Origin of the sequence: Mesorhizobium sp. CO1-1-7 (assembly GCF_020164885.1) — a bacterium.
Classification (GTDB): domain Bacteria; phylum Pseudomonadota; class Alphaproteobacteria; order Rhizobiales; family Rhizobiaceae; genus Mesorhizobium; species Mesorhizobium australicum.
This window is the reverse complement of record NZ_JAIUHA010000001.1, coordinates 356,476-380,919: the sequence shown is the minus strand read 5'-3', so window position 1 is coordinate 380,919 and position 24,444 is coordinate 356,476. Positions and strand designations below refer to the sequence as shown.

Sequence of the window (24,444 nt, the reverse complement as noted above, 5' to 3'; positions counted from 1 at the left end):
CCTGTTGAGAATAATCATTTGAGACATGCGGCACGGTCCCATCCCGCGCCTCACGCTTTCAGGATCGAGAAAAATGCCCCGTTCCACCACATCAAGCCCATCCCAGCGCATGTTGCGCGTCGGTGAACAGGTGCGCCATGCGCTCTCGGAAACCCTGCAGCGCGGGGACATCATCGACCCGTTGATTGAAAATACCGTGGTTTCGGTGTCGGAAGTGCGGATGTCGCCGGATCTCAAGATCGCCACAGCCTTCGTTTCTCCGCTCGGCGCAAAGGATACCGACGCCGTGATCGAAGCGCTGAACAAGCATGCCAAGTTCGTGCGCGGCCGCGTCTCCGGCGCGCTCCGGCAGATGAAGTACATGCCGGAGTTCCGTTTCCGGCTGGATACGTCCTTCGACAATTTCGCCAGGATCAACGACCTGCTGAAGTCACCCGAAGTGGCACGCGACCTGGATAGCGACGACAACAAGGAAGAAGAATAATGGGGCGTCGCGGCAAGAAGAAGGGCCGGCCGGTCTCCGGCTGGGTGGTGCTGGACAAGCCGGTCGGTATGGGCTCGACCGAGGCCGTCTCCAAGATCAAATGGCTGTTCCAGGCCGAAAAGGCCGGCCATGCCGGCACGCTCGACCCTCTTGCCTCCGGCATGCTGCCGATCGCGCTCGGCGAGGCCACCAAGACCGTGCCCTACGTGCAGGACGGCGCCAAGATTTACCGTTTCACCGTTGCCTGGGGACAGGAGCGGTCGACCGATGACCTCGAAGGTCCGGTGACGAAAGAGGCCGATCAGCGTCCATCGGAAGCCGATGTCCGGGTGCTGCTGCCGAAATACACCGGCGTCATCATGCAGACGCCACCGCAATTTTCCGCGATCAAGATTGCGGGTGAGCGCGCCTACGACCTTGCCCGCGAAGGCGGGACGGTCGACATACCGCCACGCGAGATCGAGATCGGCCGGCTCGACATTGTCGAGCACAAGCCGGACCAGACGATTTTCGAAGTCGAATGCGGCAAGGGCACCTATGTGCGTTCGCTGGCCCGCGACATGGGCCGCGACCTCGGCTGCTTCGGCCATATCAGCGAACTGCGCCGGGTCGAGGTCGAGCCGTTTACGCCAGAGGACTTCGTCACCATCGCCGAACTCGAGGCCGCGCGCTTCGGCGCGCAAGGTGACGATAAACCGGATCCGGAGGCAGATGCCGCGGACGTAGTGGAGATGCCTATAGATTTCGGCGCCATCGACGGGCTTCTCGTCGACACCTCGGCGGCGCTCGACTGCCTGCCGCAGATCGCGATCAGCGACGATGCCGCGACAAAGATCCGCCTCGGCAATCCAGTCATCATTCGTGGCCGTGACGCCCCGGTGGAGGCGGAGGAAGCCTGTGCGACGGCGCGCGGCAAGCTCGTCGCCATTGGCGCTATCGAGCAAGGCATGTTCAAGCCCAAGCGGGTCTTTGCCGGGTGACCGGTCTGATCGCCATGACGGTATAGGACAAGCAGGTTCGACGGGTGGTGGCATGGCAAAGGCCGAGGTGGTGAAAAAAAGGGCGCCGGTGAAGACGAGACGGCCTCCGGTTGGCGCCTCGCCCGGCACGCTGATCGCCGATCCGGCGGCGCGGCGCTCCGAACTGCGGCTGACCTTGATCTCGCCGCAGAAGTTCAAGACCATCGAGAACGCCAGCATCGACGACGTCGAGGTCAGTTGCCGGAAATGGCCGGTCATCTGGCTCGACTGCACCGGCCTTGCCAACATCCAATTGATCGAGGAGATCGGCCGCATCTTCAGCCTGCATCCGCTGGCGCTGGAGGATGTCGTCAACACCGGCCAGCGGCCGAAAGTCGACTTCTTCGAGGATCACGCCTTCGTCGTCATGCGCATGATCGACGATGTCACGTCGCATCGCTATGAGCAGATCGCTCTCTTCCTCGGCGAGAACTTCGTCGTCACCTTCCAGGAGCGCGAGGGCGATCCGTTCGATCCGGTGCGCAAGCGCATCGAGAGTTCGGCCCCCAACCGGTTGCGCACGCGCGGCGCCGACTATCTCGCCTATGCGCTGATCGACGCCATCGTCGACAGCTATTTTCCGCCGATCGAGGCTGCCGGCGACCTGGTCGACAGCATTGAGGACCAGATGCTGCATTCGACGCACAAGCACCAGATGCGGCAGCTGCACGAATTGCGGCGCGATGCCAATGTTTTGAAAGGCGTGCTGTGGCCCATGCGCGATGCGCTGGCAACGCTGATCCGCAACGACGTGGCCTATGTCACAGCCGAGACCAAGGTCTTCCTCAACGATACGCTCGACCATTCGCTCAGGCTGATCGAGCTGGTCGAGACCCAGCGCGACATGCTGACCGGCCTGATCGAAATGCATCTGTCGCTGAGCCAGGCCCGCACCAACGACGTCATCTCCTATCTCACCATCGTTTCGGTCATCTTCATGCCGCTCACCTTCCTGGTCGGCATCTGGGGCATGAACTTCGACCCCGCCAGCTCGCCATGGAATATGCCGGAGCTGAAGGCGTACTACGGCTATCCCTTGTCTCTGCTGTTCATGGCTGCCGTCGCTGTCGGGCTGATTGCATTCTTCAAATGGAAGAAATGGCTTTGACCGGGTTTAAACCTGTCATTTGAGCCTCAAAAGCCGGCTTGTGAATTGGGCTGGTGTTTTTCTGGGAATTGCACTATATGCGCCGCAGCATAGCGCCTTGACGCTTTGCATGCACGGCCCCTGCTGGACGACATCCCGGCTGTGGGCGACCCGTTTCCTCAAACAGATAAGGAAAAACACGATGTCGATTACTGCCGAGCGCAAACAGGAATTGATGGGTGAATTCGCAACCGCCAAGGGCGATACCGGGTCTCCGGAAGTCCAGGTGGCCATCCTTTCCGAGCGCATCAAGAACCTGACCGACCATTTCAAGGACCACAAGAAGGATAACCATTCCCGCCGTGGTCTGCTCGCTCTCGTGTCCCAGCGCCGCAGCCTGCTTGATTATCTCAAGCGCAAGGACGACTCGCGCTATCAGACACTGATCGAGAAGCTCGGTCTGCGCCGTTGACGAATTGACCGGCGGGCTTTCTTCGGAGAGCCCGCCGGTCGCGCATTCTGCCAGTCGCACAGGCTGGCCAGACCCGGTTTCGAGCGTGCAAAGGGCCGTTCGAAACCGCCCATGGACGGTCATGGGGCAGGATTGCAGGACGCTCGCGCGCGCTTGTCGCGCCTAAATCACCCGAGCTTCCCGTTGTCTTGCCCGTGGCTGCCCGAGAAAGGAAGCCAGGCAAAGGGCATCCGCGCACCGTGAAACGGCGCGGCCCTTTCCGCTTATTAAGGACAAGACATGTTCAATCACCACAAAGTGGAAATCGAATGGGGCGGTCGTCCGCTCATCCTGGAGACCGGCAAGATCGCGCGCCAGGCCGACGGCGCGGTGCTCGCCACCTACGGCGAGACCAAGGTTCTCGCCACCGTCGTTTCGATGAAGGAGCCCAAGCCCGGTCTCGACTTCTTTCCGCTGACCGTCAATTACCAGGAAAAGACCTATGCCGCCGGCAAGATCCCGGGCGGCTATTTCAAGCGCGAAGGCCGTCCGAGCGAGAAGGAAACGCTGGTTTCCCGTCTCATCGACCGCCCGATCCGCCCGCTCTTCGCCGCCGGCTACAAGAACGACACGCAGATCGTCGTCACCGTCGTCCAGCACGATCTCGAAAATGACCCGGACATCCTGTCGATCGTCGCCACCTCGGCGGCCCTGACCCTGTCGGGCGTTCCCTTCATGGGCCCGATCGGCGGCGCGCGCGTCGGCTACATCAATGGCGAATATGTGCTGAACCCGCATGTCGACGAGATGCAGGAGTCCAAGCTCGACCTCATCGTCGCCGGCACCACCGATGCCGTGCTGATGGTCGAGTCGGAAGCCAAGGAACTCGGCGAAGAGCTGATGCTCGGCGCTGTCATGTTCGGCCACAAGGGTTTCCAGCCGGTCATCGACGCCATCATCAAGCTGGCGGAAGTTGCCGCCAAGGAGCCGCGCGACTTCACCGCGCCGGATTATTCCGCGCTTGAGGCCGAGATGCTGAAGATCGTCGGCGACGAGCTCAGCAATGCCTACAAGAACGTCGACAAGCAGAAGCGCTACGCCGCCGTCGACGCCGTCAAGGCGAAGGTCAAGGCCGCGTTTGCCCCGGCTGAAGGCGAGGACGCAAAGTACACCTCCGAACAGATCGGCTCGGTATTCAAGGAATTGCAGGCGAAGGTCGTTCGCTGGAACATCCTCGACACCGGCGCGCGCATCGATGGCCGCGACTTGAGCACGGTTCGCAAGATCGTCTCCGAAGTCGGCGTCCTGCCGCGCACCCATGGTTCGGCGCTGTTCACCCGCGGCGAGACCCAGGCGCTCGTGGTTGCCACGCTCGGCACCGGCGAGGATGAGCAGTACGTCGATTCCCTGACCGGCATGTACAAGGAGAAATTCCTCCTTCACTACAACTTCCCTCCCTACTCCGTCGGTGAGACCGGCCGCATGGGTTCGCCGGGCCGCCGCGAAATCGGCCATGGCAAGCTCGCCTGGCGCGCCATCCGTCCGATGCTGCCCTCCGCCGACCAGTTCCCCTACACGCTGCGCGTCGTCTCGGAGATCACCGAGTCCAACGGCTCGTCCTCGATGGCTACCGTCTGCGGCACCTCGCTGGCGCTGATGGATGCCGGCGTGCCGCTGGCCAAGCCGGTGGCCGGTATCGCCATGGGCCTGATCAAGGAAGGCGAGCGCTTCGCCGTGCTCTCCGACATCTTGGGCGACGAGGATCACCTCGGCGACATGGACTTCAAGGTTGCCGGCACCGAAGGCGGCATCACCTCGCTGCAGATGGACATCAAGATCGACGGCATCACCGAGGAGATCATGAAGATCGCCCTTGGCCAGGCCAAGGACGGTCGCCTGCATATCCTCGGCGAGATGTCCCATGCCCTGACCGGCGCCCGCCCTGAACTCGGCGAGTTCGCGCCGCGCATCGAGGTCATGCACATCCCGACCGACAAGATCCGCGACGTCATCGGTTCGGGCGGCAAGGTCATCCGCGAGATCGTCGAGAAGACCGGCGCCAAGATCAACATCGAGGACGACGGCACGGTCAAGATCGCTTCGTCGAACGCCAAGGAGATCGAGGCGGCGAAGAAGTGGATCCACACCATCGTCGCCGAGCCGGAAGTCGGCGAGATCTACGAAGGCACGGTCGTCAAGACCGCCGACTTCGGCGCCTTCGTCAACTTCTTCGGTCCGCGTGACGGCCTCGTCCACATCTCGCAGCTTGCCAACGACCGGGTCGCCAAGACCTCGGACGTCGTCAAGGAAGGCGACAAGGTCTGGGTCAAGCTGATGGGCTTCGACGAGCGCGGCAAGGTCCGCCTGTCGATGAAGGTCGTCGACCAGGCCACCGGCAAGGAAATCGCCCGCGACAAGAAGACCGAAGGCGAAGAAAACGCCGCCTGAGGCCTCTGACGGAAAAATCGAAGCGGGCGCGGCTTATGTCGCGCCCGCTTTTGTTTATGGAGCACGGCCATGTCCGCTGAAGCGTTGAAGACGCTTTTTCATCCATTCGAGGCCGAGGCTCTTTCCCCGCCGGGCAGGGACGAGCGCATTCTCTTCCTTGGCGCCGAACCCGGCCTGCGCTTGCCACAGGCCTTCGAGGCTACGCTGCATCTCGTACAGGGCTTTCGCCCGTATTTCCGCGCTTTGCAGGCGGCTGGCTTCACGGTCACGCCGCGATCGGCCGGTGAGGATTTTGATGCCGTGCTTGTGCTCGCCGGCCGCCATCGCGGCGAAAACGAACTGCGCATCGCCGAGGCTCTCGAGCGGGTGGCGGAGGGCGGATTGATCGTCATTGCCGGTGGCAAGGAGGATGGCATCGCAAGCCTGCGTAAGCGCGTCGGCGATCTTGTTCTCCTTGATAGCCACATGCCAAAATATCACGGCATTGCCTTCTGGCTGCGTCGTCCGGTTGATGTGCAAGCCGCCGCCGCGCTTCGCGCCGCCAATCCCGCCTTGCTTGTTGAGGACCGGTTCCGCACCGCACCCGGCATGTTCTCCTTCGACCGCGTCGATGCCGGTTCGAAACTGCTGGTCGACAATCTGCCCGGTGATTTGCGTGGCACCGCGGCCGATTTCTGCGCCGGCTGGGGTTATGTGGCGGCCGAGATGGCTGCCCGCTGTCCGGGCTTGTCGGCCCTCGATCTTTACGAAGCCGATTTCGATGCGCTGGAGGCCGCCAGGGGCAACCTTGCCAACACCGTGGCGCAGGGCTTCTTCTGGACGGATCTGCTGGCCGAGCCTGTCGAGCGCCGCTACGACGTCATCGCAATGAACCCACCCTTCCACCGCAGCCGTGCGGCCGAGCCCGAGATCGGCGTCGGCATGATCCGCGCCGCGGCCAAGGCCTTGAAGCCCGGTGGGCGCCTGTTCATGGTCGCCAACCGCCAGCTTCCCTACGAGCCGGTGCTGTCGGCCGCCTTTGCCAGCCACTCCGAGCTTGCCCGCGACGGCATGTTCAAGGTGTTTGTCGCACGGCGCTGACGCGATGCATTTAATGCGTGTCGCCCGGAAGTGTCATCGGTTCGGGGACAACGCCATCCATAAATCGGAAGCTTACAGCAGGTCGGGCGAATCCTATTGCCGCGACATGTTGTAGGTCAGTGTAGATTGGCGACGCGCCGGACTTCGTCGGTGGCGTGCCTGTCACCAGCGCTGAATTTGAGCGGCGCCGGCCGGCCGAACAGATAGCCCTGCACCACTTCGCAACCAGCTGCCCGCAGCAGTGTCGCCTGGTTCTCGGTCTCGACGCCCTCGGCAATGATGCTGACGCCAAGCGCCCGGGAAAGCCCGACAATGGTCGACACGACCGCGCCGGAGCTCGCATCGGTATCGATGCGGCTGACGAAGGAGCGGTCGATCTTCAGCTTGCCGAACGAGAAGTCGATCAGATAACTGAGGTTGGAATAGCCGGTGCCGAAATCATCGACAGCGACCGAGATCCCCATCTCGGCGAGTTCTTTCAGGATGGCGGCCGCGCGGTCGCGGTCCTGCATCATCGCCGTCTCGGTGACTTCCAGTTCCAGCCGTGACGGCTTGATGCCGGTGCTCCGCATCGTGTCGCGCACAAGCCCGACGAAATCCTTGGTCATGAACTGGACCGGCGAGATGTTGACGGCGACGAAACAGTCGTCCGGCAGATGGCGGGCATCGCTGCAGGCCTTGCGCAGCACCCATTCGCCGATCGGATTGATCATGCCGGTCTCCTCGGCGATCTGGATAAACTCCATCGGAGGGATCATGCCGCGTTCGGGATGCTGCCACCGGATCAACGCCTCGTAGCCGACGATGCGGCCTGTCGGAAGGTCGAGCTGCGGCTGATAATGCAGGTCGAAATCGCCGCGCTCGAACGCATTGTGCAGTTCGGACTCGACCCATTGGCGATGGTCGGCCACCCGCCCCATATCGCTGTTGAAGACCGACCAGTTGCCAACCCCGCTGGCGCGCGCATTCTGCAGCGCCAGGTTGGAACGGCGCAGGATGAGGACCGGATCGATCCCATCCTTGGGCATCGCCACGATGCCCACCGACAGGCTCACCGATTGCTGGTGGGTGCTGAGTTCATACGGCTCCATCATCTCGTCGATGAGCCTCTCGACCATGCTTTCCAGGGTCCCCTGGATCTGGTGATCGGGAAGCAGCACCGCGAACTCGCCGGCCCCGATCCGCCCGATCAGTGCGCGCGCCGGCACGCAGTCGCGCAGCCGCTTGGTGAAGGCGCGGATCAGTTCGTCACCGTGAGTGTAGCCGATTGCATCGTTGATCTGCTTGAACCGGTCGATGTCGATGTCGATCAGGAACATCGGTTCCCCGGTGCGGCTTGTCGCGCATGCCGCCTCGGCGATCTTGCCGACCATCGCCGGGCGGGCCAGCAGTCCGGTCAGCTTGTCGAAATGGGTTTCGTTGAAGACGAAATCCGCTGATTCATCGACACCAGCAAAGAAGGACATTGCCGCCACCGATGCGGCCAGCGCACAAAGCGCGGCCATGATCGACACCATCATATCAGCCGAAATGCCGGCAAATCCGTCGCCGAGACCGTGCTTCAGCCCCCAGATTCCGATGACGAAACTGCCAATGCCCGAACTTGCTATCGTGAGCAGTCGGAACACGGGTGTTCGCTTCGGGTTGATGGCGGCAGGCATGAAAAGGTCCCCAGATGGGAAGCTTTATAGCGGAAACCTTCTTAAAATGAGTTTCCGCGAATGAATCCAATTTTACTGGAGAGGATTATTTTCTTTACTGGCAAAAGACCCGCGTGACCGGGGCCGCCGTCAGTCGCGGCCGCCATCCGTCTGCTTCAACTCGTCGAGGGTCGGCATCGATACGATATGGTAGCCGGAATCGACATAGTGGATTTCGCCTGTGACGCCGGAAGCAAGGTCGGACAGGAGATACAGCGCGGAGCCGCCGACCTCGTCGATCGTCACCGTCCGGCGCAGCGGCGAGTTCCGCTGCTGGTAGGAGAACATGTGGCGGGCGTCCGAAATGCCGGCGCCGGCCAGTGTACGCACCGGACCGGCCGAGATGCCGTTGACCCGGATGCCGCGCGGACCGTAGTCGTTGGCGAGGTAGCGCACGCTGGCCTCCAGGCCGGCCTTGGCGACGCCCATGACATTATAGTTCGGCATGACGCGGACCGAGCCGGCATAGGTCAGCGTGATCATCGAGCCGCCGGCGGTCATCAGGGGCGCGGCATTGCGCGCCACCTCGGTGAAGGAATAGCAGGAGATCACCATGGTGCGGACGAAATTGTCGCGGCTGGTATCGGCATAGAGGCCTTTCAACTCGTTCTTGTCGGAAAAGCCGATGGCATGGACGACGAAGTCCAGTCCGCCCCACGCCTTGCCAAGCGTCTCGAACGTGGCGGCGACCGAAGCGCTGTCCTCGACGTCGCAGGGAAGGACCAGCGAAGCGCCGAGCTTGTCGGCGAGCGGCTTGACCCGGCGGCCAAAAGCCTCGCCCTGGTAGGTGAAGGCCAATTCCGCCCCCTGTTCGGACAATTTCCGGGCAATGCCCCAGGCGATCGAATGATCGTTGGCGACACCCATGACAAGCCCGCGCTTGCCCTTCATCAATCCGTCCATGGCCGGCAATCCTTATATGAAAAACTTGGCCTTATGCGGAGTAGCGCTGGAAAACGAGCGTCGCGTTGGTGCCGCCGAAACCGAAGGAGTTCGACAGAACGGTGTCGATCCCTGCGTTGTCGATGCGCTTGCGTACGATCGGCATGCCCTCGAATTCCGGATCGAGCGTCTCGATATGGGCGCTTTCGCCGATGAAGCCGCCTTGCATCATCAGGATCGAATAGATGGATTCCTGCACGCCCGCCGCGCCCAGAGAATGGCCGGTCAGCGACTTCGTCGACGTGATGAACGGCATCTTCTCGCCGAACACTTCACGGATCGCGCCCATTTCCTTGGAATCGCCGACCGGCGTAGAGGTGCCGTGTGTGTTGATGTAGTCGACCGGCGTGGAAACCGTCGCCAGCGCCTGGCGCATGCAGCGGACCGCGCCTTCGCCCGAGGGCGCAACCATGTCGAAACCGTCCGAAGTGGCGCCGTAGCCGACGATCTCGGCATAGATCTTGGCGCCGCGCGCCTTGGCGTGCTCCAGCTCTTCCAGCACCAGCACGCCGGCGCCGCCGGCTATGACGAAGCCGTCGCGATTGGCGTCATAGGCGCGCGATGCGGTCGGGGCCCTGTCGTTGAACTTCGACGACATGGCGCCCATGGCGTCGAACAAGTCCGACATCGTCCAGTCAAGATCCTCGTGGCCGCCGGCAAAGACCATGTCCTGCTTGCCCCACTGGATCAGCTCGTAGCCATTGCCGATGCAATGCGCCGAGGTCGAGCAGGCCGAGGAGATCGAATAGTTGACGCCATGGATCTTGAACCATGTGGCCAAGGTTGCCGAGGCCGTCGACGACATCGCCTTCGGCACCGCGAAGGGACCGATGCGCTTGGGGCTGCCGTTCTTGAGCGTGGTTTCGGCCGCCTCGACGATGGTGCGCGTGGAGGGGCCGCCCGAACCCATGACGATGCCGGTGCGCTCGTTGGTGATGTCGCTCTCGTCGAGGCCGGCATCCGCGATCGCCTGGTCCATGGCGACGTGATTCCACGCCGCGCCCTGGCTCAGGAATCGCATCGCGCGGCGGTCGATCATCGCCGAAGGATCGAGCGTCGGCGCGCCCCAGACCTGGCACCGGAAGCCATGTTCGGCAAAGGAATCGGAAAAGCTGATGCCGGATCTGGCGTCATGCAGCGAGGTCTGCACCTCGTTGGCATTGTTGCCGATCGACGACACGATGCCGAGGCCTGTGACTACGACACGTCTCATTCGCAACTCCTTCCAGGGATGCTGGCCAATGCGCGGGCCAGGGCTGCGGTCAAGCGACCGCCGACTGCTTGGACAGACCGACCTTCAGATCCGTCGCCGCATATATGGGCTCGCCATCCGCCTTCATCCAGCCATCGGCGATGCCGAGCACCAGCCGGCCGCGCATCACACGCTTGAAATCAACGCCGTACTCGACCTTCTTGACCGATGGCGTGACCATGCCCTTGAACTTGACCTCTCCGGTCGACAGCGCCATTCCCTTGCCGGGTTCGCCAAGCCAGCCGAGATAGAAGCCGGTCAATTGCCACAGGGCGTCAAGGCCGAGACAGCCCGGCATGATCGGATTGCCTATGAAATGGCAGGCAAAGAACCACAGGTCGGGCTTGATATCGAATTCCGCGCGAATGAAACCCTTGTCGAAGGCGCCGCCGGTCTCGCTGACCTCGGTGATGCGGTCGAACATCAGCATCGGCGGGTAGGGCAACTGGGCATTGCCCTCTCCGAACAGCTCGCCACGAGCGCAGGCCAGCAATTCTTCGTAGTCGTAGCTGGATTTCGAACCCGCCATCAATTTCGTCCCCATATCGTCCGGGCGGTAGCGCGCCCTTGTCGTTGGTGTCCTAACACAATCTGTTTCAGGCCGGAAACCGGCGTTTGCGCTTAACCCGCCAGTCTGCCCGGGTCAATGCGCGCTATTGATCGCATTCGGGCGACAGAATATATGTCAACAGGGGTCCGGTTCCGGCAGACATTCATTTTTTTGCCATTCTGGGCGTGTCTTGAAGCGGGACTGCGAGCTTGGAAGACCAGATGGACCGGGGCTGCCGGAAGGAAAATGTCGCTGTGGACAAGCGGGTACGTGAAGCCGGCCTGAGGCCGACCCGTCAGCGCATTGCGCTGGCCGACCTGCTTTTCGCCAAGGGCGACCGCCATTTGTCGGCTGAGGAACTGCATGAGGAGGCGCAGGCCGCCGGCGTGCCGGTATCGCTGGCCACCGTCTACAACGCGCTTCACCAGTTTACCCAGGCGGGGCTGCTGCGCATTCTCGCCGTCGAAGGTTCCAAGACCTACTTCGACACCAACACCTCCGACCACCACCATTTCTACATCGAAGGCGAAAACAGGATTTTCGACATCGCCAACGGCCCGGTAACCGTCACCAATCTACCGGAGCCGCCCGAAGGCATGGAGATCGCCAATGTCGATATCGTGGTGAGGCTGCGTCCCAAGCGTCCGGAATGATCGGCAAGGCCGGAATAGCGGTCTGGGATGAAATTCCTCAATTGGATAGTCCGGCTCGAATGGGCCGTCGCGGCGGCTGCCGCGATCGTCTTCTATGGCGCGACAGGCGTTTCCTGGTGGCTCTTCGCGTTGCTCATCCTGGCGCCGGACCTGTCGATGCTGGGTTATCTCGGCGGCCCACGCGTCGGCGCCATTGCCTACAACGCCTTGCACATTCTGATCGTACCGGTGCTTGTGTTGCTTGCCGGGCACCTCGCCGGCAGTGCGGTCGGCAACGCCGTCGCACTGATCTGGATCGCGCATATCGCGATCGACCGCGCGCTGGGCTACGGCTTGAAGCTGTCAACAGGATTTCAGGATACCCATCTCGGCCGTATCGGGCGCAAAAGCGAAACGTTCAGTCCTTGACCCGCTCGCCCGGATAAGCGCCCCAGACGACCGACTGGGCAAGCCAGCCGGTGTGGCCGTCGAACGTCATCTCGCACCACTGGCCGTCGCAGGCTTTGATCGTGCCCATGACGCCGGGTTCTACGATCGCCACCACTCTGGCATCCTTTTCGGGGCTCTTGAGAAGGTTGATCTGGCCGCCCTTGCCGCGCTGCCAGGGAGCGACGATTGCGGTACGTCGGCCCGAAAGCAGCGACTGGTTGATCCATCCTTCCGAGCCGTCGGCGTCGCGCACGCGCCGCCACGTATCGAATTCCTGGATGATTTCCATGGGCAGGCCAGCCTTCATGTACATCCAGTCGACCGAATAGTTGGCGCCGGGGCCGACACGCGAGTTGACGCGGCCGGATTTCAGGCTGACGAATCGCGGCAGCGGCAGGCCGCTCGGTCCGAGCGTGATGGCGCTCTGGGCGGGAGCGGCCGCGCTTTGCGCGCCGGCAAGCGGAGAATAGAGAAGAGCGCCGAGAAATGCTGCGCTGAGGGCCAGGCGAAGCGACGCGAAACCAGACACTTTCGTTCCTTTCGGCACCGGCCCGATGGCTGCGGCACCCCTTTTTCTTTGTCTTCGGCGGCACCGCTTGTTACATGGGTAAATCGGCTACCGCGACCGGCTTTCAGTTTCGCCTGTCTTGGTTAAAGAGGTCTCAACGAGGGAAACAATGGTAGGCAAAAAGAAGCCTCTCGTGGTCATCACGCGAAAGCTGCCCGACCCGGTCGAGACCCGCATGCGCGAGCTGTTCGACGCAAGGCTGAACGTCGAGGACAGGCCGATGACGCAGCCGGAACTGGTCGCCGCGGTCAAGGAAGCCGACGTGCTGGTGCCGACCGTGACCGACCAGATCGACGCCGCACTGATTGCCCAGGCCGGCGACAATCTCAAGCTGATCGCCAATTTCGGCAACGGCGTCGACAAGATCGACGTGGCGGCGGCGGCCAAGAGGGGCATCACCGTCACCAACACGCCCAACGTGCTCACCGAAGATACCGCCGACATGACCATGGCGTTGATGCTGGCGGTGCCGCGCCGGCTGGCGGAAGGCGCCAGTGTGCTCACGGGCGACAAGAAATGGGCCGGCTGGTCGCCGACCTGGATGCTTGGCCGGCGCATCTGGGGCAAGCGGCTCGGCATTGTCGGCATGGGCCGCATCGGCACCGCCGTTGCCAGGCGAGCCAAGGCTTTCGGCCTGTCCATTCACTATCACAACCGCCATCGTGTGCTGCCGGCGGTCGAGGATGGGCTGGAGGCGACCTATTGGGAAAGTCTCGACCAGATGCTGGCCCGCATGGACATCATCTCGGTGAATTGTCCCTCGACACCCGCTACCTTTCATCTTCTGTCGGCGCGGCGGCTCGCGTTGCTGCAGCCCACCGCCTATATCGTCAACACTGCCCGCGGCGACATCATCGACGAAGAAGCGCTGGTCAAGCTGATCCAGGACGGCAAGATCGCCGGCGCCGGCCTGGACGTTTACGAGCACGAACCGGCCCTGAACGGCAAGCTCTTGAAGCTGGCCGCCAGGAACAAGGTCGTGCTTCTGCCGCATATGGGCTCGGCCACGCTCGAGGGCCGCATCGACATGGGCGAGAAGGTCATCATCAATATCCGCGCCTTCGTCGATGGCCATCGCCCGCCGGACCGCGTGCTGCCGCTCAGGACCTGAAAACCTTCCAGGCGCCGGCTCTCATAAACCGAAGCTTACGAAATGGTCTTGCGAATGGTGATGGACGTCGGCCTGTCATAGCCCTCATGCGCCGTCCGTTCGGTTTCGCGAAAGCCGAGCCGGGCAAAGGCGGCATGATTTGCGGCCAGTTCGATCCTCGTCTCCAGTTCGATGTCGGCCTTGCCGCGGCTGCGGGCCAGATCTTCGGCCGCTTGCATCAGCCGCCGGCCAATGCCTTGCCCCTGCCGGTCCGGGGCGACGGCGAGCTTGCCGACATAAAGACCCTCGGCCTTTTCGAGAGCAAAAACGCAGCCCACGATCCTGTCGCCGTCGAGCGCCAGAAAGCCTGTCTCCCGCAAGGCTTTGGCGCGCAGTGCTTCGACCGTGAGCAGGTGAGCCGACGACGGCGGGTCGATGATGCCGTCCATGAAGGCGAAGGCATGCATGATCAGGGCAAGCACATCACCCCAGCGGCCGAAATCGGCGGGGATTTGCGTGATCGAAACAGGGGGTTGTTCCAAGATCAGCGTCTTTTGTAGCGGATGGTCTCGAAGCGGGCGGCGAGCGCATCGTAAAGCAGCAGCCGGCCGATCAGCGGCTCGCCTATGCCGGTGACCAGTTTGATCGCCTCCATTGCCTGCAGGGTGCCGACGACGCCGGTCAGCGCGCCGAGCACTCCGGCCTCCGCACAGGACGGCACCAGGCCCGGCGGCGGGGCTTCGGGAAACAGATCCCGATAGCTCGGGTTCGGCTTGCCGTCCCTGCCGTCCTCGAAAGGCTTCAACACGGTGACCGAGCCATCGAAACGTCCGACGGCCGCATGCACCAGCGGCTTCCCTTCGCTGGCGCAGGCATCGGCAACCACATAACGCGTCTCGAAATTGTCGGACCCGTCGACGACGATATCGTACTTGGCGACGAGGGCAGGGGCGTTTTCCGCGGTGAGCCGGAATGTGTGCGTTTCGACCGATATGTTGGGATTGATGCGGGCGATCGCAGCGCCGGCGCTCTGGGTTTTCAGCATGCCGACCGTATCGGTGCCGTGAATGACCTGCCGTTGTAGGTTGGAGAGCGAAACAGTGTCGTCGTCGACAATGCCGAGCGTGCCGACACCGGCCGCGGCGAGATATTCAAGCACCGGCGCCCCGAGCCCGCCAGCGCCGATCACCAGCACCCGCGCCTGCTTGAGCTTCTGCTGGCCAGCGCCGCCGACCTCGGGCAGCACGATGTGGCGGGCATAGCGTTCGATCTCGTCGGCGGTGAGGGCGGTAGTCATGTCAGGACCATATAGCGGCCGAAAAATATTGTCAGGGGTCTTCGGTTGGCCCAACCGTGCCATGGTCGACCGTCAGGAACTGAGCGCGGCCATGCAGGCTGGAAAACAGCGCCGCATCGGTACCCGTCATGAAAGCCTGGCAGTTCAGGTCTTCCAGGATCGAGAACAGTGCCGCGCGCCGGCCGCCATCGAGGTGCGCCGCGATCTCGTCGAGCAGCAGGATCGGCGTCAGGCCGGACATTTCGCCGGTCAGCCGGGCATGCGACAGCACGATGCCGACCAGCAACGCCTTCTGTTCGCCGGTCGAGCAGAGTTCGGCCGGCATTGCCTTGGGCCGGTGCCGGACCATGAGGTCCGAGCGGTGCGGGCCCTCGAGGGTACGTCCGGCGGCGCGGTCGCGGTCGCGGCCATCGGCAAGCGCCCGTCGGAACCGCTCCTCGACATCGACCGCCGGCGCACCGGCAATCTCGGCCTCCAATTCACCCGAAAGGCCGATATCGGCCCGCGGAAACGGTCCGGTGTCGGGCAGCCTGTCGATCATGGCCACCAGCAGGCGCACCAACTCGGCGCGCGCGGCCGCTATCGCCACGCCGGTCTCGGCCATCTGCGTCTCTATCGCCTCGAACCAGCTGGCATCCCGCGAGCCTTCCGTCAGCAAGCGGTTACGGCCTCGCATCGCCTTCTCGTAATCGAGTGCGCGCTGGCCATGGCCGGGATCGATCGCTAGCACCAGCCGGTCGAGAAAGCGCCGGCGATCCGCGGCCGGCCCGGTGAACAGCGAATCCATCGCCGGCGTCAGCCACACGACCCGCAGCCATTCCAGCATGTCCTCGGCCCGCGCCGCGGCTCCATTTATACGCACCCGCCTGCCGCTCTCCGCGGTGTCGCCCCCGGAAATGCCTGTACCGATCTCGACCTCGCCTTCAGGTCCGTCGAGCCGTGCATGCAGGGCAAAACCGCCATCGCCACCCTCACGGGCCACATCCCCGTAGGCTGCGCGGCGCAAGCCGCGTCCCGGTGTCAAAAAGGAGATCGCTTCGAGGAGATTGGTCTTACCGGCACCATTGTCGCCGGAAAAGACCACGGCGCCCGGCGCGACATCTATCGCAAGGGTCGCATAGTTGCGAAAACTGGTAAGCGTGAGCTTACTTATGTGGGTTTGTGCCGGCAACCGCTATCCGCCTGTAGAAGTCGCCGCAACCAAGGCCTAGTCGTATCGCCAGCGACGCCGCGCCGGCTATACCCGCATCGGCATCAGCACGTAAAGCGCGGTCTCATCGGCCATGTCGTGGATCAGCGTCGGCGAACCGGCATCGGCCAACATGAATTTGGCCTCCGTGCCGGTCAATTGCGCGGCGACATCGAGCAGGTATTTGGCGTTGAAGCCGATCTCGATCGGGTCGGCCGAATAGTCGGCCGCCAGTTCTTCCGTGGCGCTGCCTGAATCAGGATTGTTGACCGCAAGCGTCACCTGGCCTTCGCTGATCGAGAGCTTCACCGCGCGGCCGCGTTCGGAAGAGATGGTCGAGACCCGGTCGACCGCGGCGGCGAAGCTTTGGCGGTCGAGGATCAGCTTCTTGTCGTTGCCGGTCGGAATGACCCGCTGATAGTCCGGGAAGGTGCCGTCGATCAGCTTCGAGGTGAGGACGACGCTGCCGATGGTGAAGCGGATTTTGGTGTCGGACAGTTCGGTGGTCACGGCGACATCCGGATCGTCGACCAGTTTCTGCAACTCGCTCACTGTTTTGCGCGGAATGATGATGCCCGGCATGCCCTCGGAGCCGGCCGGCGCGTCAATCTCGGCGCGCGCCAGCCGATGGCCGTCGGTTGCCACCGAGCGCAGCTTCAGCTTGCCGCCGACTTCATGCGTGTGCAGGTAGATGCCGTTGAGATAGTAGCGTGTCTCCTCGGTGGAGATGGCGAACTGGGTCTTCTCGATAAGGCCCTTCAGCGCCACCGCATCGAGGCGGAAGATATGCGAGAAGGATCCGGCCGAAAGCTCGGGAAAGTCGGATTGCGGCAGGCACTGCAGGCGGAAGCTCGAGCGGCCCGACGTCACCGTCATGGCGTTGCCGTCCTCATCCGTCTTCAGCATTACCTCGGCACCGTCGGAGAGCTTGCGCACGATGTCATAGAGCAGGTGCGCGGGGACCGTCGTCGCGCCGCCGCGCTCGACCTTGGCGGGCGTCGCTTCCGTCACCTCCAGGTCGAGGTCGGTGGCCTTCATTTCGAGGCTGGCGCCGTCCGCGCTGAGAAGCACGTTCGACAGGATCGGTATGGTGTTGCGCCGTTCGACCACGCGGTGCACGTGGTTGAGCGACTTCAGGAGATTTGACCGTTCCAGGATAACACGCATGACGAAACAGGCTCGCTTGAATGAATGAACGGGTCTCCGGCTGCCGGCGCCCCGCGAAAGCTCTGAACAGGCTTCAGAATCTACGCAAACTGACAGGAAAAAACCAGTGAACGCAAGCCCGCGCCACCGGTTCGGGCCGGTTGCGCGGGCTTTCTGGGGATAAAGCTGGCCAACCCCGCAAGCGGGCGCTTTCCAGCCGGTCAGGCCTGGTCGTTGATCAGCCTTCTCAGCAATTCCAGTTCCTGCGCCAGCGTGTTGTCATTGCCGGAAAGGTCCTCGATCTTGCGCACGGCGTGCAGCACCGTCGTGTGATCGCGGCCACCGAAGCGCCGTCCGATTTCCGGCAGCGAGCGCGGCGTCATCACCTTCGACAGATACATGGCGACCTGTCGCGGCTTGACGATGGTGCGCGTGCGCCGATTGGACAGCAATTCCGTCTTCGAGACGTTGTAGTGACGCGCCACGATGCGCTGAATGTCCTCGATGCGGACCCGCTTCGGCTCGCCCGTGCGATAGATGTGGCCGAGGATCTCGTCGATGCGGTCGATGGTGATCTGCGGCTCGAACGACTGGCGAAACAGGAGCTGGTTGAAGGCGCCCTCCAGTTCACGTCCGCTGCCGGTCACGGTGCGGGCAACGTGGTTGAGGATCTCTTCGGAAATGCCCAGCGATGCATCGTCGATCCTGGCCGTGGCCAGACGCAGTTTGAGCATGCCGAGCCGCATGGCGAAATCGGGCGCCGACATTTCGAGCGCGACGCCGCCATTGAGACGCGAACGGACCCGCGGTTCGAGCGATTCCAGCTCCGACGGTGGCCGGTCGGCGGCAACGACGACCTGCTTGGCGCTGTCGAGCAGCATGTTGATCAGATGACAGAATTCATGCTGGATCGATTTGCCCTGCAGGAATTGCATGTCATCGATGATCAAGAGATCGATGTCGCGCAACTGCTCCTTGAGCGTCAGTGCGTTGTTGTCGCGGATCGCCGTGGCGAAGCGCCACATGAAATACTCCGCGGTGAGGTAGACGACGCGTGACTTCGGGTTCTGCTTCAGCGATTCCGCCGCGATGGCCTGCAGCAGGTGCGTCTTGCCGAGCCCGACGGTGGCATGCAGGAAAAGCGGGTTGAAGCGTACCGCGCTCGACTGCGATTCCGCCACGGCCTTGGCGGCGGCGAAGGCAACGCGGTTCGACGGTCCCTCGATGAAGGAGCCGAACGTGTAACGCGGATCAAGCGGTGATCCCAGGACATTGTGGCGGAACTCGCTCTCGACCGGCACGCCCGGACGCGGCATCGGAGACCGCTCCACCCTACTTGGACTGACGGTGCCGGCGGCCAGCGCCGTCTGCGTCTGCCGCGTCATCTTGCGGGCCGGCGCCAATTCCGGTTCGGGCTGGCCGCGCCCCTGACGGGTTGCGGTGCGCACGACGATTTCGATCTTGAGAAGCTCGGGATCCTCGTGCTTCCACAGCTCTGAAATGAGATCATGATAGTGGCCGTTGATCCACGAGCGCAGGAATGCGGTGGGCACGGAGATGCGGACAATGCCCTTGGACGCTTCCGCGACCTTCATGCGCCCAAACCAGCTGGAATAGACTTCGGTTCCCAGGCGCGCCTTCAACTGGGCCTTGACCCGGTCGAACTTCTGTTCCGCGTCGCTGGAGACCGCCATCTCGTTTGCTCCGATCAAAGTTCCAGGAAATGGGAGGTCGCCCGTAAGCTCCCTTTCGATGCCGCTCTGCATGATCGAGTTCCTTGCCTTTCTGTACCTGTTTTTCGCTGGGGATGCGCCTCCTGCATCCTTTTCCGGCGACCGTGTCTTCGCTACGATGCCCATTGCCGCCGCCGGCAATGAACGTCGCCCACTATCCGACGGGAACCGGTGCCGGCCCATGGAAGCCAGTCCGCGTTGGGTATGTCAGGGCAATACAACGCCGTCCGGCGAAAGAGCGCCGGCGCGCCGTCCTACCTGCCATGTCTAGTTACGCCAGTCCCCTACCGTATCGAAAAAGAGCAAACCATACCCGTTCGCGGACTTGATCCACGTCGCAAATCCCGCCAATTTAAGCTGGCCGCGTAAGGCTGGGTTAGGGCCAGAGGCCCGTCCCGTTCGATAGATCGACATTACCGAAATCGCTGTGGATAGGGCAAGGCCACGTCTAACGGATTTTTAAGGAATCTGGTTACCTCGGGCAGGTTGGAGCGCCATGCCGCAGCGGCATATTTTGACAAAGCCATTGGGATTCAAACCCTTTTCCGACGAATATGAAAAAGCCGGGCCGGCGCGAAATTTTCTGAAATAATTCACTTGACAGCCAGTTGTCCTCCCGTCTCTTCGGCGCGTTGTGGACAAGCTGTGGATGACTGTCGCTAACCGTTTGAAAAAAAATAGCTATTTGTGCGGAGCGTAGTTTTTTCAGTCGGCGCTTTTCAAGCGTGCCGGTCATCAGCGGGCATGTATGTGCCGGCAAATCATTTCGCACTGGGGAATCTGCACTTGGGGCTGTCTGCGGCTATTCTTTTTAAGTACTTGCCGGCAAACGAAAAAACCCGGCGCGATCGGCCGGGTTCGAAGAAGATCGTCCTGAAAAGGCGATGTCAGGCCGACAGCACCTTGAGGCGCTGGGCGAGGCGCGACACCTTGCGGGACGCTGTGTTCTTGTGCATCACGCCCTTGGTTGCGGCGCGCATCAATTCCGGCTCGGCTGCCTTGAAGGCGGCCTGTGCGGCGGCCTTGTCGCCGGAGGCGAGTGCCTCCTCGACCTGGCGGACGTAGGTGCGGACGCGCGAGCGGCGGTTCTTGTTGATCGCTGCGCGGCGGGCGATCTTGCGCGTTGCCTTTTTGGCCGAGGATGTGTTGGCCATGATGCCTCTCTTCTGATCTGGTCGGCGCACGCGGCGTGCCGCAGGGCGCAAAAAACAAACGGGCAGCCACGGGGCCGCCTCGGTTGGTGCGGCTTATAGTTCAGCTTTTCCGGCGCGTCAACGCCGACGGGCGTTCTTTTTGCCGATGCCACGGGTTTCGGACGCTGGCCCGCCACGCCCTACCGGTTGGTGAAATTCGGCTTCCGCTTTTCGGCGAACGCCGCCATCCCTTCCTTCTGGTCTTCGAGCGCGAAAAGCGAGTGGAACAGGCGGCGTTCGAAGCGCAATCCCTCGGCAAGCGTCGTCTCATAGGCCCGGTTCACCGCTTCCTTGGCCATCATCACCGATGGCAGCGAGAAATCCGCGATTTTGGCCGCCGCCTTGACGGCCTCTTCGACCAGCTCGGCGGCCGGAACGACCCGCGACACCAGGCCCGAACGTTCGGCCTCGGCGGCATCCATCATCCGTCCCGTCAGGCACATGTCCATTGCTTTCGATTTGCCGACGAACCGGGTCAGGCGTTGCGACCCGCCCATGCCGGGAATGACACCGAGCGTGATCTCGGGCTGGCCGAATTTGGCCGTATCGGCGGCAATAATGAAGTCGCACATCATGGCGAGTTCGCAGCCGCCTCCCAGGGCATAGCCGGCCACCGCCGCGATGATCGGCTTTCGTGCCCGCGTGAACTCTTCCCAGCCAACGAAGAAGTCCTGGATGTAGGCATCGGCGTAGGAGATCGCCTGCATTTCCTTGATGTCGGCACCGGCGGCGAAGGCCTTGTCGGAACCGGTAACAACCACGGCGCCGATGCCAGGATCGGCGCAGAAACCGTTCACGGCCGAGACGAGTTCAGCAAGGATCCGGGAATTCAACGCATTGAGCGCCTTTGGCCGGTTCAGCGTGATCAGCCCGACCTTGCCACGCGTCTCGGTGATGATCGTCTCATAGTCCATGGGCTGCTTCTCCTTGCTCGACGGCGGTCTAGCCTACCTCTGACAGGTCCGGCAATAGAAGGTCGAGCGTCCGCTCTGCACGATACGTTCGACATGGCCGCGGCAGCCGGGCTTGGGGCAAGGCTCACCCTCGCGGTCGTACACGGCGAAGGAATGCTGGAAATAGCCCAGCGACCCATCGGTGTGCACATAGTCGCGCAGTGAAGACCCGCCGGCCGCGATGGCGTCCGCGACGACCGAACGGATTGCCTCGGCGAGGCCTTCGCTTTGTTCCCTGGCCTTCTTGCCTGGCTTGGCGATGGTGCCTGCCTCGCGCAGGGGTGACAGCCCTGCGCGCCAGAGCGCCTCCGAGACGTATATATTGCCTAAGCCGGCGATCAGCCTCTGGTCGAGAAGCGCTGCCTTGAGCGGCGCTCTGCGGCCTTTCAGCAGCGAGGCAAGCAGACCGCCGTCCAGCGCATTGCCGGTGGGCTCGACACCCAGTCCGCCCAGCATCGGATGCGTCTCCGGCGGCTCTTCCGCAAACAGCATGAAACCGAAGCGGCGCGGGTCGTTGAAGATCACCCGGGAGCGCGCGCCGGCCGCGGAAACGACATGGAACACGACATGATCGTGCGCCGCGCTCTTCGAACGCTCATGATGGAACACGCCCGTTGTCTCGTCGTCGTCGCCGGTCTCGATGCGAAAGGAGCCCGACATGCCGAGGTGGCAGATCAGAACCGGACCGCCTTGCATATGCATGGTCAGATATTTGGCGCGCCGGCCAAGCGCCGTGACCGTCCTGCCTGTCAGCCGCTCCGAGAACCGTTCGGGAAAGGGGAAGCGCAGATCGGGTCGTCTCATCTCGACCTTGGCCAGATGGGCACCTTCCAGGACCGGCTGCAGGCCGCGCCGGACCGTTTCGACTTCGGGCAATTCAGGCATGGCCGCCAATCGTGGCGTGGAAGGACGTGCCGTTACGGCCGCGCGCCAGCCGCAGATGTTCGGCAACCGTCTCGCCGATATCGGCGAATGTCGCCCTCAGCCCTATGTCGCCGCCTTTGAGGCCGGGTCCAGTGCCGATGACCGGAATGCGTTCGCGCGTATGATCGGTGCCGCGCCAGGTCGGATCGTTGCCGTGGTCGGCGGTCAGGATGAGAAGGTCGCCCTGCTTCAGCTTCGCAAACGCCTCCGGCAGACGCCGGTCGAAGGCCTCGAGTGCGGCGGCATAACCGGCGACGTCGCGGCGATGGCCGAATTCGGTGTCGAAATCGACGAAATTGGCGAACACGAGGTCACCGTCGCCGGCCTCGTCCATGGCGCCCAGCGCCTGGTCGAACATGGCCATGTTGCCCGCAGCCTTGCGCACCTGCGAAATCCCGCGATGGGCGAAGATGTCGCCGATCTTGCCAACGGCGATGACGCGGCTGCCACGCGCCGTCAGCCGGTCGAGCAATGTCGCTTCGGGTGGCGGCACGGCGTAGTCGTGGCGGTTGTAGGTTCGTTCGAAGGTGGCTGACGTCTCGCCGACGAAGGGGCGCGCGATCACCCGTCCGATCCTCAGCGGGTCAACCAGCCGGCGCACCACCTGGCACAATTCATAGAGCCGCTCCAGGCCGAAATGGATCTCATGCGCGGCGATCTGCAGGACGGAATCGACCGATGTGTAGCAGATCGGCTTGCCCGTGCGGATGTGTTCCTCGCCGAACCGCTCGATGATCTCGGTGCCTGGCGCATGGCAATTGCCGAGGATGCCTGAAACCTTGCCCTCGCGGATGATCGCCTCGGTCAGGTCGGCCGGAAAGGCGGGAACCGTATCCGGGAAATAACCCCAGTCGAAGCGTACTGGCAGGCCTGCGATCTCCCAGTGGCCGGAAGGCGTGTCCTTGCCGCTCGAAATCTCCTGCGCCGCGCCATGGAAGGCATTGGCGAGCAGGTCCGTCCCGAAATGGGTAAAACCCAGTCCTGTCGCCGTCTCGGCCGCCTTGCCAAGTCCCAGCGATGCCAGATGGGGGACGAACAATGGTCCCTGACGAAGCCCGTCGCGATCGGCGCGCCCTTCCGCGCAAGCTTCGGCGATGTGCGCCAGCGTGTTTGCACCGGCGTCGCCATAACGTTCTGCGTCGGCCGCGCCGCCGATGCCGAAGGAATCCAGGACAAAGAGGAATGCACGCGCCATCGGGTCATTTGTTGCCAGTGTGGACCTCAAGACATAGGGTTCCATGGCGGCCTTGGCAATTCGGAAGGCGCAAAGATCAGGTGTCGCGACCAGTTGGGCGCCCATGGACGAAACAAGAGGCAAGGCGGTCCTGTCATGAAGGCTGCGCTCAAGACATGGACTGCCCTCATGGCTGTGAACGGTGCGTTCTGTTGTGGACCGGCGTGGGCAGACTGGCGCGACGATATCGGCACATTTCGCATCGGTATCGTCGCCGAACCCGGCGCCGGCAATACCGTTCCGGGGCTGGCCGTGCTGACGCAAGCCTTTACCAATGCGCTCGGCATGAAGGTGGAATTCGTCGTTTCCCGCGATTACGCGGCACTGATCGAGGCACAGGCCAATGCGCGGATCGAATACGCCATCTATTCGGCGACCGCCTACGCCACGGCGCTGCAACGCTGCGAATGCGTCGAGCCGCTCGTAGCTCCGGTCGATTCAGACGGTGCGGCCGGCATCCGCTCGGTACTGCTGACCAGGGACGGCGAATTGCCCGGCCTGGCTGACATGGAGACCCGCCGGATCGCCATGCCGCCGCCGGACAGCGTCGGCGGTTCGCTTTTGCCGCTGGCGGGCTTGGCCGCCGAACACGTCAGGATCGCCGAAGACGCACCATTCCTTGTCCATGCCCCGTCGGCGTCGGCGGCTGAAACCATGCTCGTCGACGGCGAGGCCGACGCCATGTTCGGCTGGGTGAAGGCAGCGGCCGATGGTCAGCCGCGACTGCCTGGGGGCACGCAGGCAAGGCTCGAATCGTCGGGCCTTTCGGCCTCGGCCCTTCAGGTCGTGTGGACGTCGGGTCTGCTGAGATACGGTCCCCATGCGGTGCGCGGCGACCTCGATCCGGAAGCCAAGCGTCGGCTGACCGTGTTCCTCACCAACCTCAAATCGACGACGCCGGATGTCTACGACCTTCTGGAGCCGAAGCATGCTGGCGGCTTCATGCCCGTGGCTCCCAAGGACTATGCGGCGGCGGAGGCCATCGTGCGGATGGTATCGGTCGATGGGCGGCAATAAGTCCT

The 24,444-nt window shown here is 62.9% G+C and carries 24 protein-coding genes; 10 read left to right on the top strand and 14 right to left on the bottom strand.

Annotation, left to right across the window (positions count from 1 at the left end):
• The first annotated feature begins 73 nt into the window (after positions 1 to 73).
• The 6 genes from rbfA (at position 74) to LB516_RS01685 (ending at position 6,569) form a co-directional block, all read left to right on the top strand.
• The gene (gene rbfA, locus LB516_RS01710) at positions 74 to 484 is read left to right on the top strand and encodes a 30S ribosome-binding factor RbfA (protein ID WP_015314005.1); all 411 of its coding nucleotides are present in this window, start codon (positions 74 to 76) and stop codon (positions 482 to 484) included.
• A complete protein-coding gene (truB, locus tag LB516_RS01705; RefSeq protein ID WP_224718798.1) occupies positions 484 to 1,464 on the top strand; it encodes a tRNA pseudouridine(55) synthase TruB in 981 nt (326 codons plus the stop codon). The genes rbfA and truB overlap by 1 nt, the downstream gene beginning before the upstream one ends.
• A gap of 52 nt (positions 1,465 to 1,516) precedes the next feature.
• Positions 1,517 to 2,611, top strand: a complete 1,095-nt coding sequence (gene corA / locus LB516_RS01700) for a magnesium/cobalt transporter CorA (RefSeq protein WP_140660647.1) — start codon at positions 1,517 to 1,519, stop codon at positions 2,609 to 2,611.
• Positions 2,612 to 2,792: 181 nt separating this feature from the next.
• Entirely contained in the window at positions 2,793 to 3,062 is a 270-nt protein-coding gene (rpsO, locus tag LB516_RS01695) for a 30S ribosomal protein S15 (RefSeq protein ID WP_015314002.1), read from the top strand.
• 279 nt (positions 3,063 to 3,341) lie between these two features.
• Positions 3,342 to 5,489, top strand: coding sequence for a polyribonucleotide nucleotidyltransferase (gene pnp, locus LB516_RS01690; protein WP_015314001.1), 2,148 nt, complete (start codon positions 3,342 to 3,344; stop codon positions 5,487 to 5,489).
• Positions 5,490 to 5,558: 69 nt separating this feature from the next.
• On the top strand, positions 5,559 to 6,569 hold the full coding sequence (locus tag LB516_RS01685; protein WP_224718797.1) for a class I SAM-dependent methyltransferase: 1,011 nt from the start codon (positions 5,559 to 5,561) through the stop codon (positions 6,567 to 6,569).
• A 116-nt stretch (positions 6,570 to 6,685) separates the two neighbouring features.
• Here LB516_RS01685 and LB516_RS01680 read toward each other — a convergent pair whose 3' ends face one another.
• The 4 genes from LB516_RS01680 to fabA form a co-directional block, all read right to left on the bottom strand.
• The gene (locus tag LB516_RS01680; protein ID WP_015313999.1) at positions 6,686 to 8,230 is read right to left on the bottom strand and encodes a putative bifunctional diguanylate cyclase/phosphodiesterase; all 1,545 of its coding nucleotides are present in this window, start codon (positions 8,228 to 8,230) and stop codon (positions 6,686 to 6,688) included.
• A gap of 129 nt (positions 8,231 to 8,359) precedes the next feature.
• On the bottom strand, positions 8,360 to 9,172 hold the full coding sequence (gene fabI, locus LB516_RS01675; RefSeq protein ID WP_224718796.1) for an enoyl-ACP reductase FabI: 813 nt from the start codon (positions 9,170 to 9,172) through the stop codon (positions 8,360 to 8,362).
• Positions 9,173 to 9,203: 31 nt separating this feature from the next.
• The gene (gene fabB / locus LB516_RS01670) at positions 9,204 to 10,424 is read right to left on the bottom strand and encodes a beta-ketoacyl-ACP synthase I (RefSeq protein WP_023773045.1); all 1,221 of its coding nucleotides are present in this window, start codon (positions 10,422 to 10,424) and stop codon (positions 9,204 to 9,206) included.
• A 49-nt stretch (positions 10,425 to 10,473) separates the two neighbouring features.
• Positions 10,474 to 10,992, bottom strand: coding sequence for a 3-hydroxyacyl-[acyl-carrier-protein] dehydratase FabA (gene fabA, locus LB516_RS01665; RefSeq protein ID WP_127276870.1), 519 nt, complete (start codon positions 10,990 to 10,992; stop codon positions 10,474 to 10,476).
• A 242-nt stretch (positions 10,993 to 11,234) separates the two neighbouring features.
• Between fabA and irrA the strand changes: the two genes are divergently transcribed.
• Both irrA and LB516_RS01655 read left to right on the top strand, forming a co-directional pair.
• A complete protein-coding gene (gene irrA, locus LB516_RS01660; protein WP_015313995.1) occupies positions 11,235 to 11,666 on the top strand; it encodes an iron response transcriptional regulator IrrA in 432 nt (143 codons plus the stop codon).
• Positions 11,667 to 11,693: 27 nt separating this feature from the next.
• Positions 11,694 to 12,074: a DUF4260 domain-containing protein gene (locus tag LB516_RS01655; protein ID WP_140714034.1), complete on the top strand. Its 381-nt coding sequence runs from the start codon at positions 11,694 to 11,696 to the stop codon at positions 12,072 to 12,074.
• Here LB516_RS01655 and LB516_RS01650 read toward each other — a convergent pair.
• Positions 12,064 to 12,624 carry an SH3 domain-containing protein gene (locus tag LB516_RS01650; protein WP_015313993.1) on the bottom strand — a complete coding sequence of 187 codons (561 nt, stop codon included), beginning with the start codon at positions 12,622 to 12,624 and terminating at the stop codon, positions 12,064 to 12,066. The two genes, LB516_RS01655 and LB516_RS01650, sit on opposite strands and share 11 nt — an antisense overlap.
• 148 nt (positions 12,625 to 12,772) lie before the next feature.
• On the opposite strand from LB516_RS01650, the gene LB516_RS01645 reads away from it, so the two are divergent.
• A complete protein-coding gene (locus LB516_RS01645) occupies positions 12,773 to 13,774 on the top strand; it encodes a 2-hydroxyacid dehydrogenase (protein ID WP_140660652.1) in 1,002 nt (333 codons plus the stop codon).
• Between the two features lie 35 nt (positions 13,775 to 13,809).
• On the opposite strand, the gene LB516_RS01640 is transcribed toward LB516_RS01645, so the two are convergent.
• From LB516_RS01640 to LB516_RS01600, 9 genes are all read right to left on the bottom strand, one after another.
• Complete coding sequence (locus LB516_RS01640; RefSeq protein ID WP_224718795.1) at positions 13,810 to 14,295, bottom strand: GNAT family N-acetyltransferase; 486 nt, start codon at positions 14,293 to 14,295, stop codon at positions 13,810 to 13,812.
• 2 nt (positions 14,296 to 14,297) lie between these two features.
• The gene (locus LB516_RS01635) at positions 14,298 to 15,050 is read right to left on the bottom strand and encodes a molybdopterin-synthase adenylyltransferase MoeB (protein ID WP_015313990.1); all 753 of its coding nucleotides are present in this window, start codon (positions 15,048 to 15,050) and stop codon (positions 14,298 to 14,300) included.
• Between the two features lie 31 nt (positions 15,051 to 15,081).
• Positions 15,082 to 16,221 carry a DNA replication/repair protein RecF gene (recF, locus tag LB516_RS01630; protein WP_224718794.1) on the bottom strand — a complete coding sequence of 380 codons (1,140 nt, stop codon included), beginning with the start codon at positions 16,219 to 16,221 and terminating at the stop codon, positions 15,082 to 15,084.
• A gap of 66 nt (positions 16,222 to 16,287) precedes the next feature.
• Positions 16,288 to 17,406: a DNA polymerase III subunit beta gene (gene dnaN / locus LB516_RS01625; RefSeq protein ID WP_015313988.1), complete on the bottom strand. Its 1,119-nt coding sequence runs from the start codon at positions 17,404 to 17,406 to the stop codon at positions 16,288 to 16,290.
• Positions 17,407 to 17,606: 200 nt separating this feature from the next.
• Positions 17,607 to 19,151 (bottom strand): chromosomal replication initiator protein DnaA, encoded by a 1,545-nt coding sequence (gene dnaA / locus LB516_RS01620; protein ID WP_015313987.1) that lies wholly within the window; start codon positions 19,149 to 19,151, stop codon positions 17,607 to 17,609.
• A gap of 854 nt (positions 19,152 to 20,005) precedes the next feature.
• Complete coding sequence (gene rpsT, locus LB516_RS01615) at positions 20,006 to 20,272, bottom strand: 30S ribosomal protein S20 (protein ID WP_015319343.1); 267 nt, start codon at positions 20,270 to 20,272, stop codon at positions 20,006 to 20,008.
• Between the two features lie 179 nt (positions 20,273 to 20,451).
• A complete protein-coding gene (locus tag LB516_RS01610; protein ID WP_140714030.1) occupies positions 20,452 to 21,225 on the bottom strand; it encodes an enoyl-CoA hydratase in 774 nt (257 codons plus the stop codon).
• 33 nt (positions 21,226 to 21,258) lie between these two features.
• Complete coding sequence (mutM, locus tag LB516_RS01605) at positions 21,259 to 22,149, bottom strand: bifunctional DNA-formamidopyrimidine glycosylase/DNA-(apurinic or apyrimidinic site) lyase (protein ID WP_224718793.1); 891 nt, start codon at positions 22,147 to 22,149, stop codon at positions 21,259 to 21,261.
• Positions 22,142 to 23,383 (bottom strand): phosphopentomutase, encoded by a 1,242-nt coding sequence (locus LB516_RS01600; RefSeq protein ID WP_140821368.1) that lies wholly within the window; start codon positions 23,381 to 23,383, stop codon positions 22,142 to 22,144. Before LB516_RS01600 ends, mutM begins: the two co-directional genes overlap by 8 nt.
• A gap of 135 nt (positions 23,384 to 23,518) precedes the next feature.
• On the opposite strand from LB516_RS01600, the gene LB516_RS01595 reads away from it, so the two are divergent.
• Positions 23,519 to 24,439 (top strand): phosphate/phosphite/phosphonate ABC transporter substrate-binding protein, encoded by a 921-nt coding sequence (locus tag LB516_RS01595; protein ID WP_224718792.1) that lies wholly within the window; start codon positions 23,519 to 23,521, stop codon positions 24,437 to 24,439.
• Positions 24,440 to 24,444: the final 5 nt, after the last annotated feature.

What these genes read in the sequence shown, in the direction of transcription:
- rbfA (WP_015314005.1), top strand. Translation starts at nt 74, where the DNA reads ATGCCCCGTTCCACCACATCAAGCCCATCCCAGCGCATGTTGCGCGTC.
- truB (WP_224718798.1), top strand. Translation starts at nt 484, where the DNA reads ATGGGGCGTCGCGGCAAGAAGAAGGGCCGGCCGGTCTCCGGCTGGGTG.
- corA (WP_140660647.1), top strand. Translation starts at nt 1,517, where the DNA reads ATGGCAAAGGCCGAGGTGGTGAAAAAAAGGGCGCCGGTGAAGACGAGA.
- rpsO (WP_015314002.1), top strand. Translation starts at nt 2,793, where the DNA reads ATGTCGATTACTGCCGAGCGCAAACAGGAATTGATGGGTGAATTCGCA.
- pnp (WP_015314001.1), top strand. Translation starts at nt 3,342, where the DNA reads ATGTTCAATCACCACAAAGTGGAAATCGAATGGGGCGGTCGTCCGCTC.
- LB516_RS01685 (WP_224718797.1), top strand. Translation starts at nt 5,559, where the DNA reads ATGTCCGCTGAAGCGTTGAAGACGCTTTTTCATCCATTCGAGGCCGAG.
- LB516_RS01680 (WP_015313999.1), bottom strand. Translation starts at nt 8,230, where the DNA reads ATGCCTGCCGCCATCAACCCGAAGCGAACACCCGTGTTCCGACTGCTC.
- fabI (WP_224718796.1), bottom strand. Translation starts at nt 9,172, where the DNA reads ATGGACGGATTGATGAAGGGCAAGCGCGGGCTTGTCATGGGTGTCGCC.
- fabB (WP_023773045.1), bottom strand. Translation starts at nt 10,424, where the DNA reads ATGAGACGTGTCGTAGTCACAGGCCTCGGCATCGTGTCGTCGATCGGC.
- fabA (WP_127276870.1), bottom strand. Translation starts at nt 10,992, where the DNA reads ATGGCGGGTTCGAAATCCAGCTACGACTACGAAGAATTGCTGGCCTGC.
- irrA (WP_015313995.1), top strand. Translation starts at nt 11,235, where the DNA reads ATGGACCGGGGCTGCCGGAAGGAAAATGTCGCTGTGGACAAGCGGGTA.
- LB516_RS01655 (WP_140714034.1), top strand. Translation starts at nt 11,694, where the DNA reads ATGAAATTCCTCAATTGGATAGTCCGGCTCGAATGGGCCGTCGCGGCG.
- LB516_RS01645 (WP_140660652.1), top strand. Translation starts at nt 12,773, where the DNA reads ATGGTAGGCAAAAAGAAGCCTCTCGTGGTCATCACGCGAAAGCTGCCC.
- LB516_RS01635 (WP_015313990.1), bottom strand. Translation starts at nt 15,050, where the DNA reads ATGACTACCGCCCTCACCGCCGACGAGATCGAACGCTATGCCCGCCAC.
- dnaN (WP_015313988.1), bottom strand. Translation starts at nt 17,406, where the DNA reads ATGCGTGTTATCCTGGAACGGTCAAATCTCCTGAAGTCGCTCAACCAC.
- dnaA (WP_015313987.1), bottom strand. Translation starts at nt 19,151, where the DNA reads ATGCAGAGCGGCATCGAAAGGGAGCTTACGGGCGACCTCCCATTTCCT.
- rpsT (WP_015319343.1), bottom strand. Translation starts at nt 20,272, where the DNA reads ATGGCCAACACATCCTCGGCCAAAAAGGCAACGCGCAAGATCGCCCGC.
- LB516_RS01610 (WP_140714030.1), bottom strand. Translation starts at nt 21,225, where the DNA reads ATGGACTATGAGACGATCATCACCGAGACGCGTGGCAAGGTCGGGCTG.
- mutM (WP_224718793.1), bottom strand. Translation starts at nt 22,149, where the DNA reads ATGCCTGAATTGCCCGAAGTCGAAACGGTCCGGCGCGGCCTGCAGCCG.
- LB516_RS01600 (WP_140821368.1), bottom strand. Translation starts at nt 23,383, where the DNA reads ATGGCGCGTGCATTCCTCTTTGTCCTGGATTCCTTCGGCATCGGCGGC.
- LB516_RS01595 (WP_224718792.1), top strand. Translation starts at nt 23,519, where the DNA reads ATGAAGGCTGCGCTCAAGACATGGACTGCCCTCATGGCTGTGAACGGT.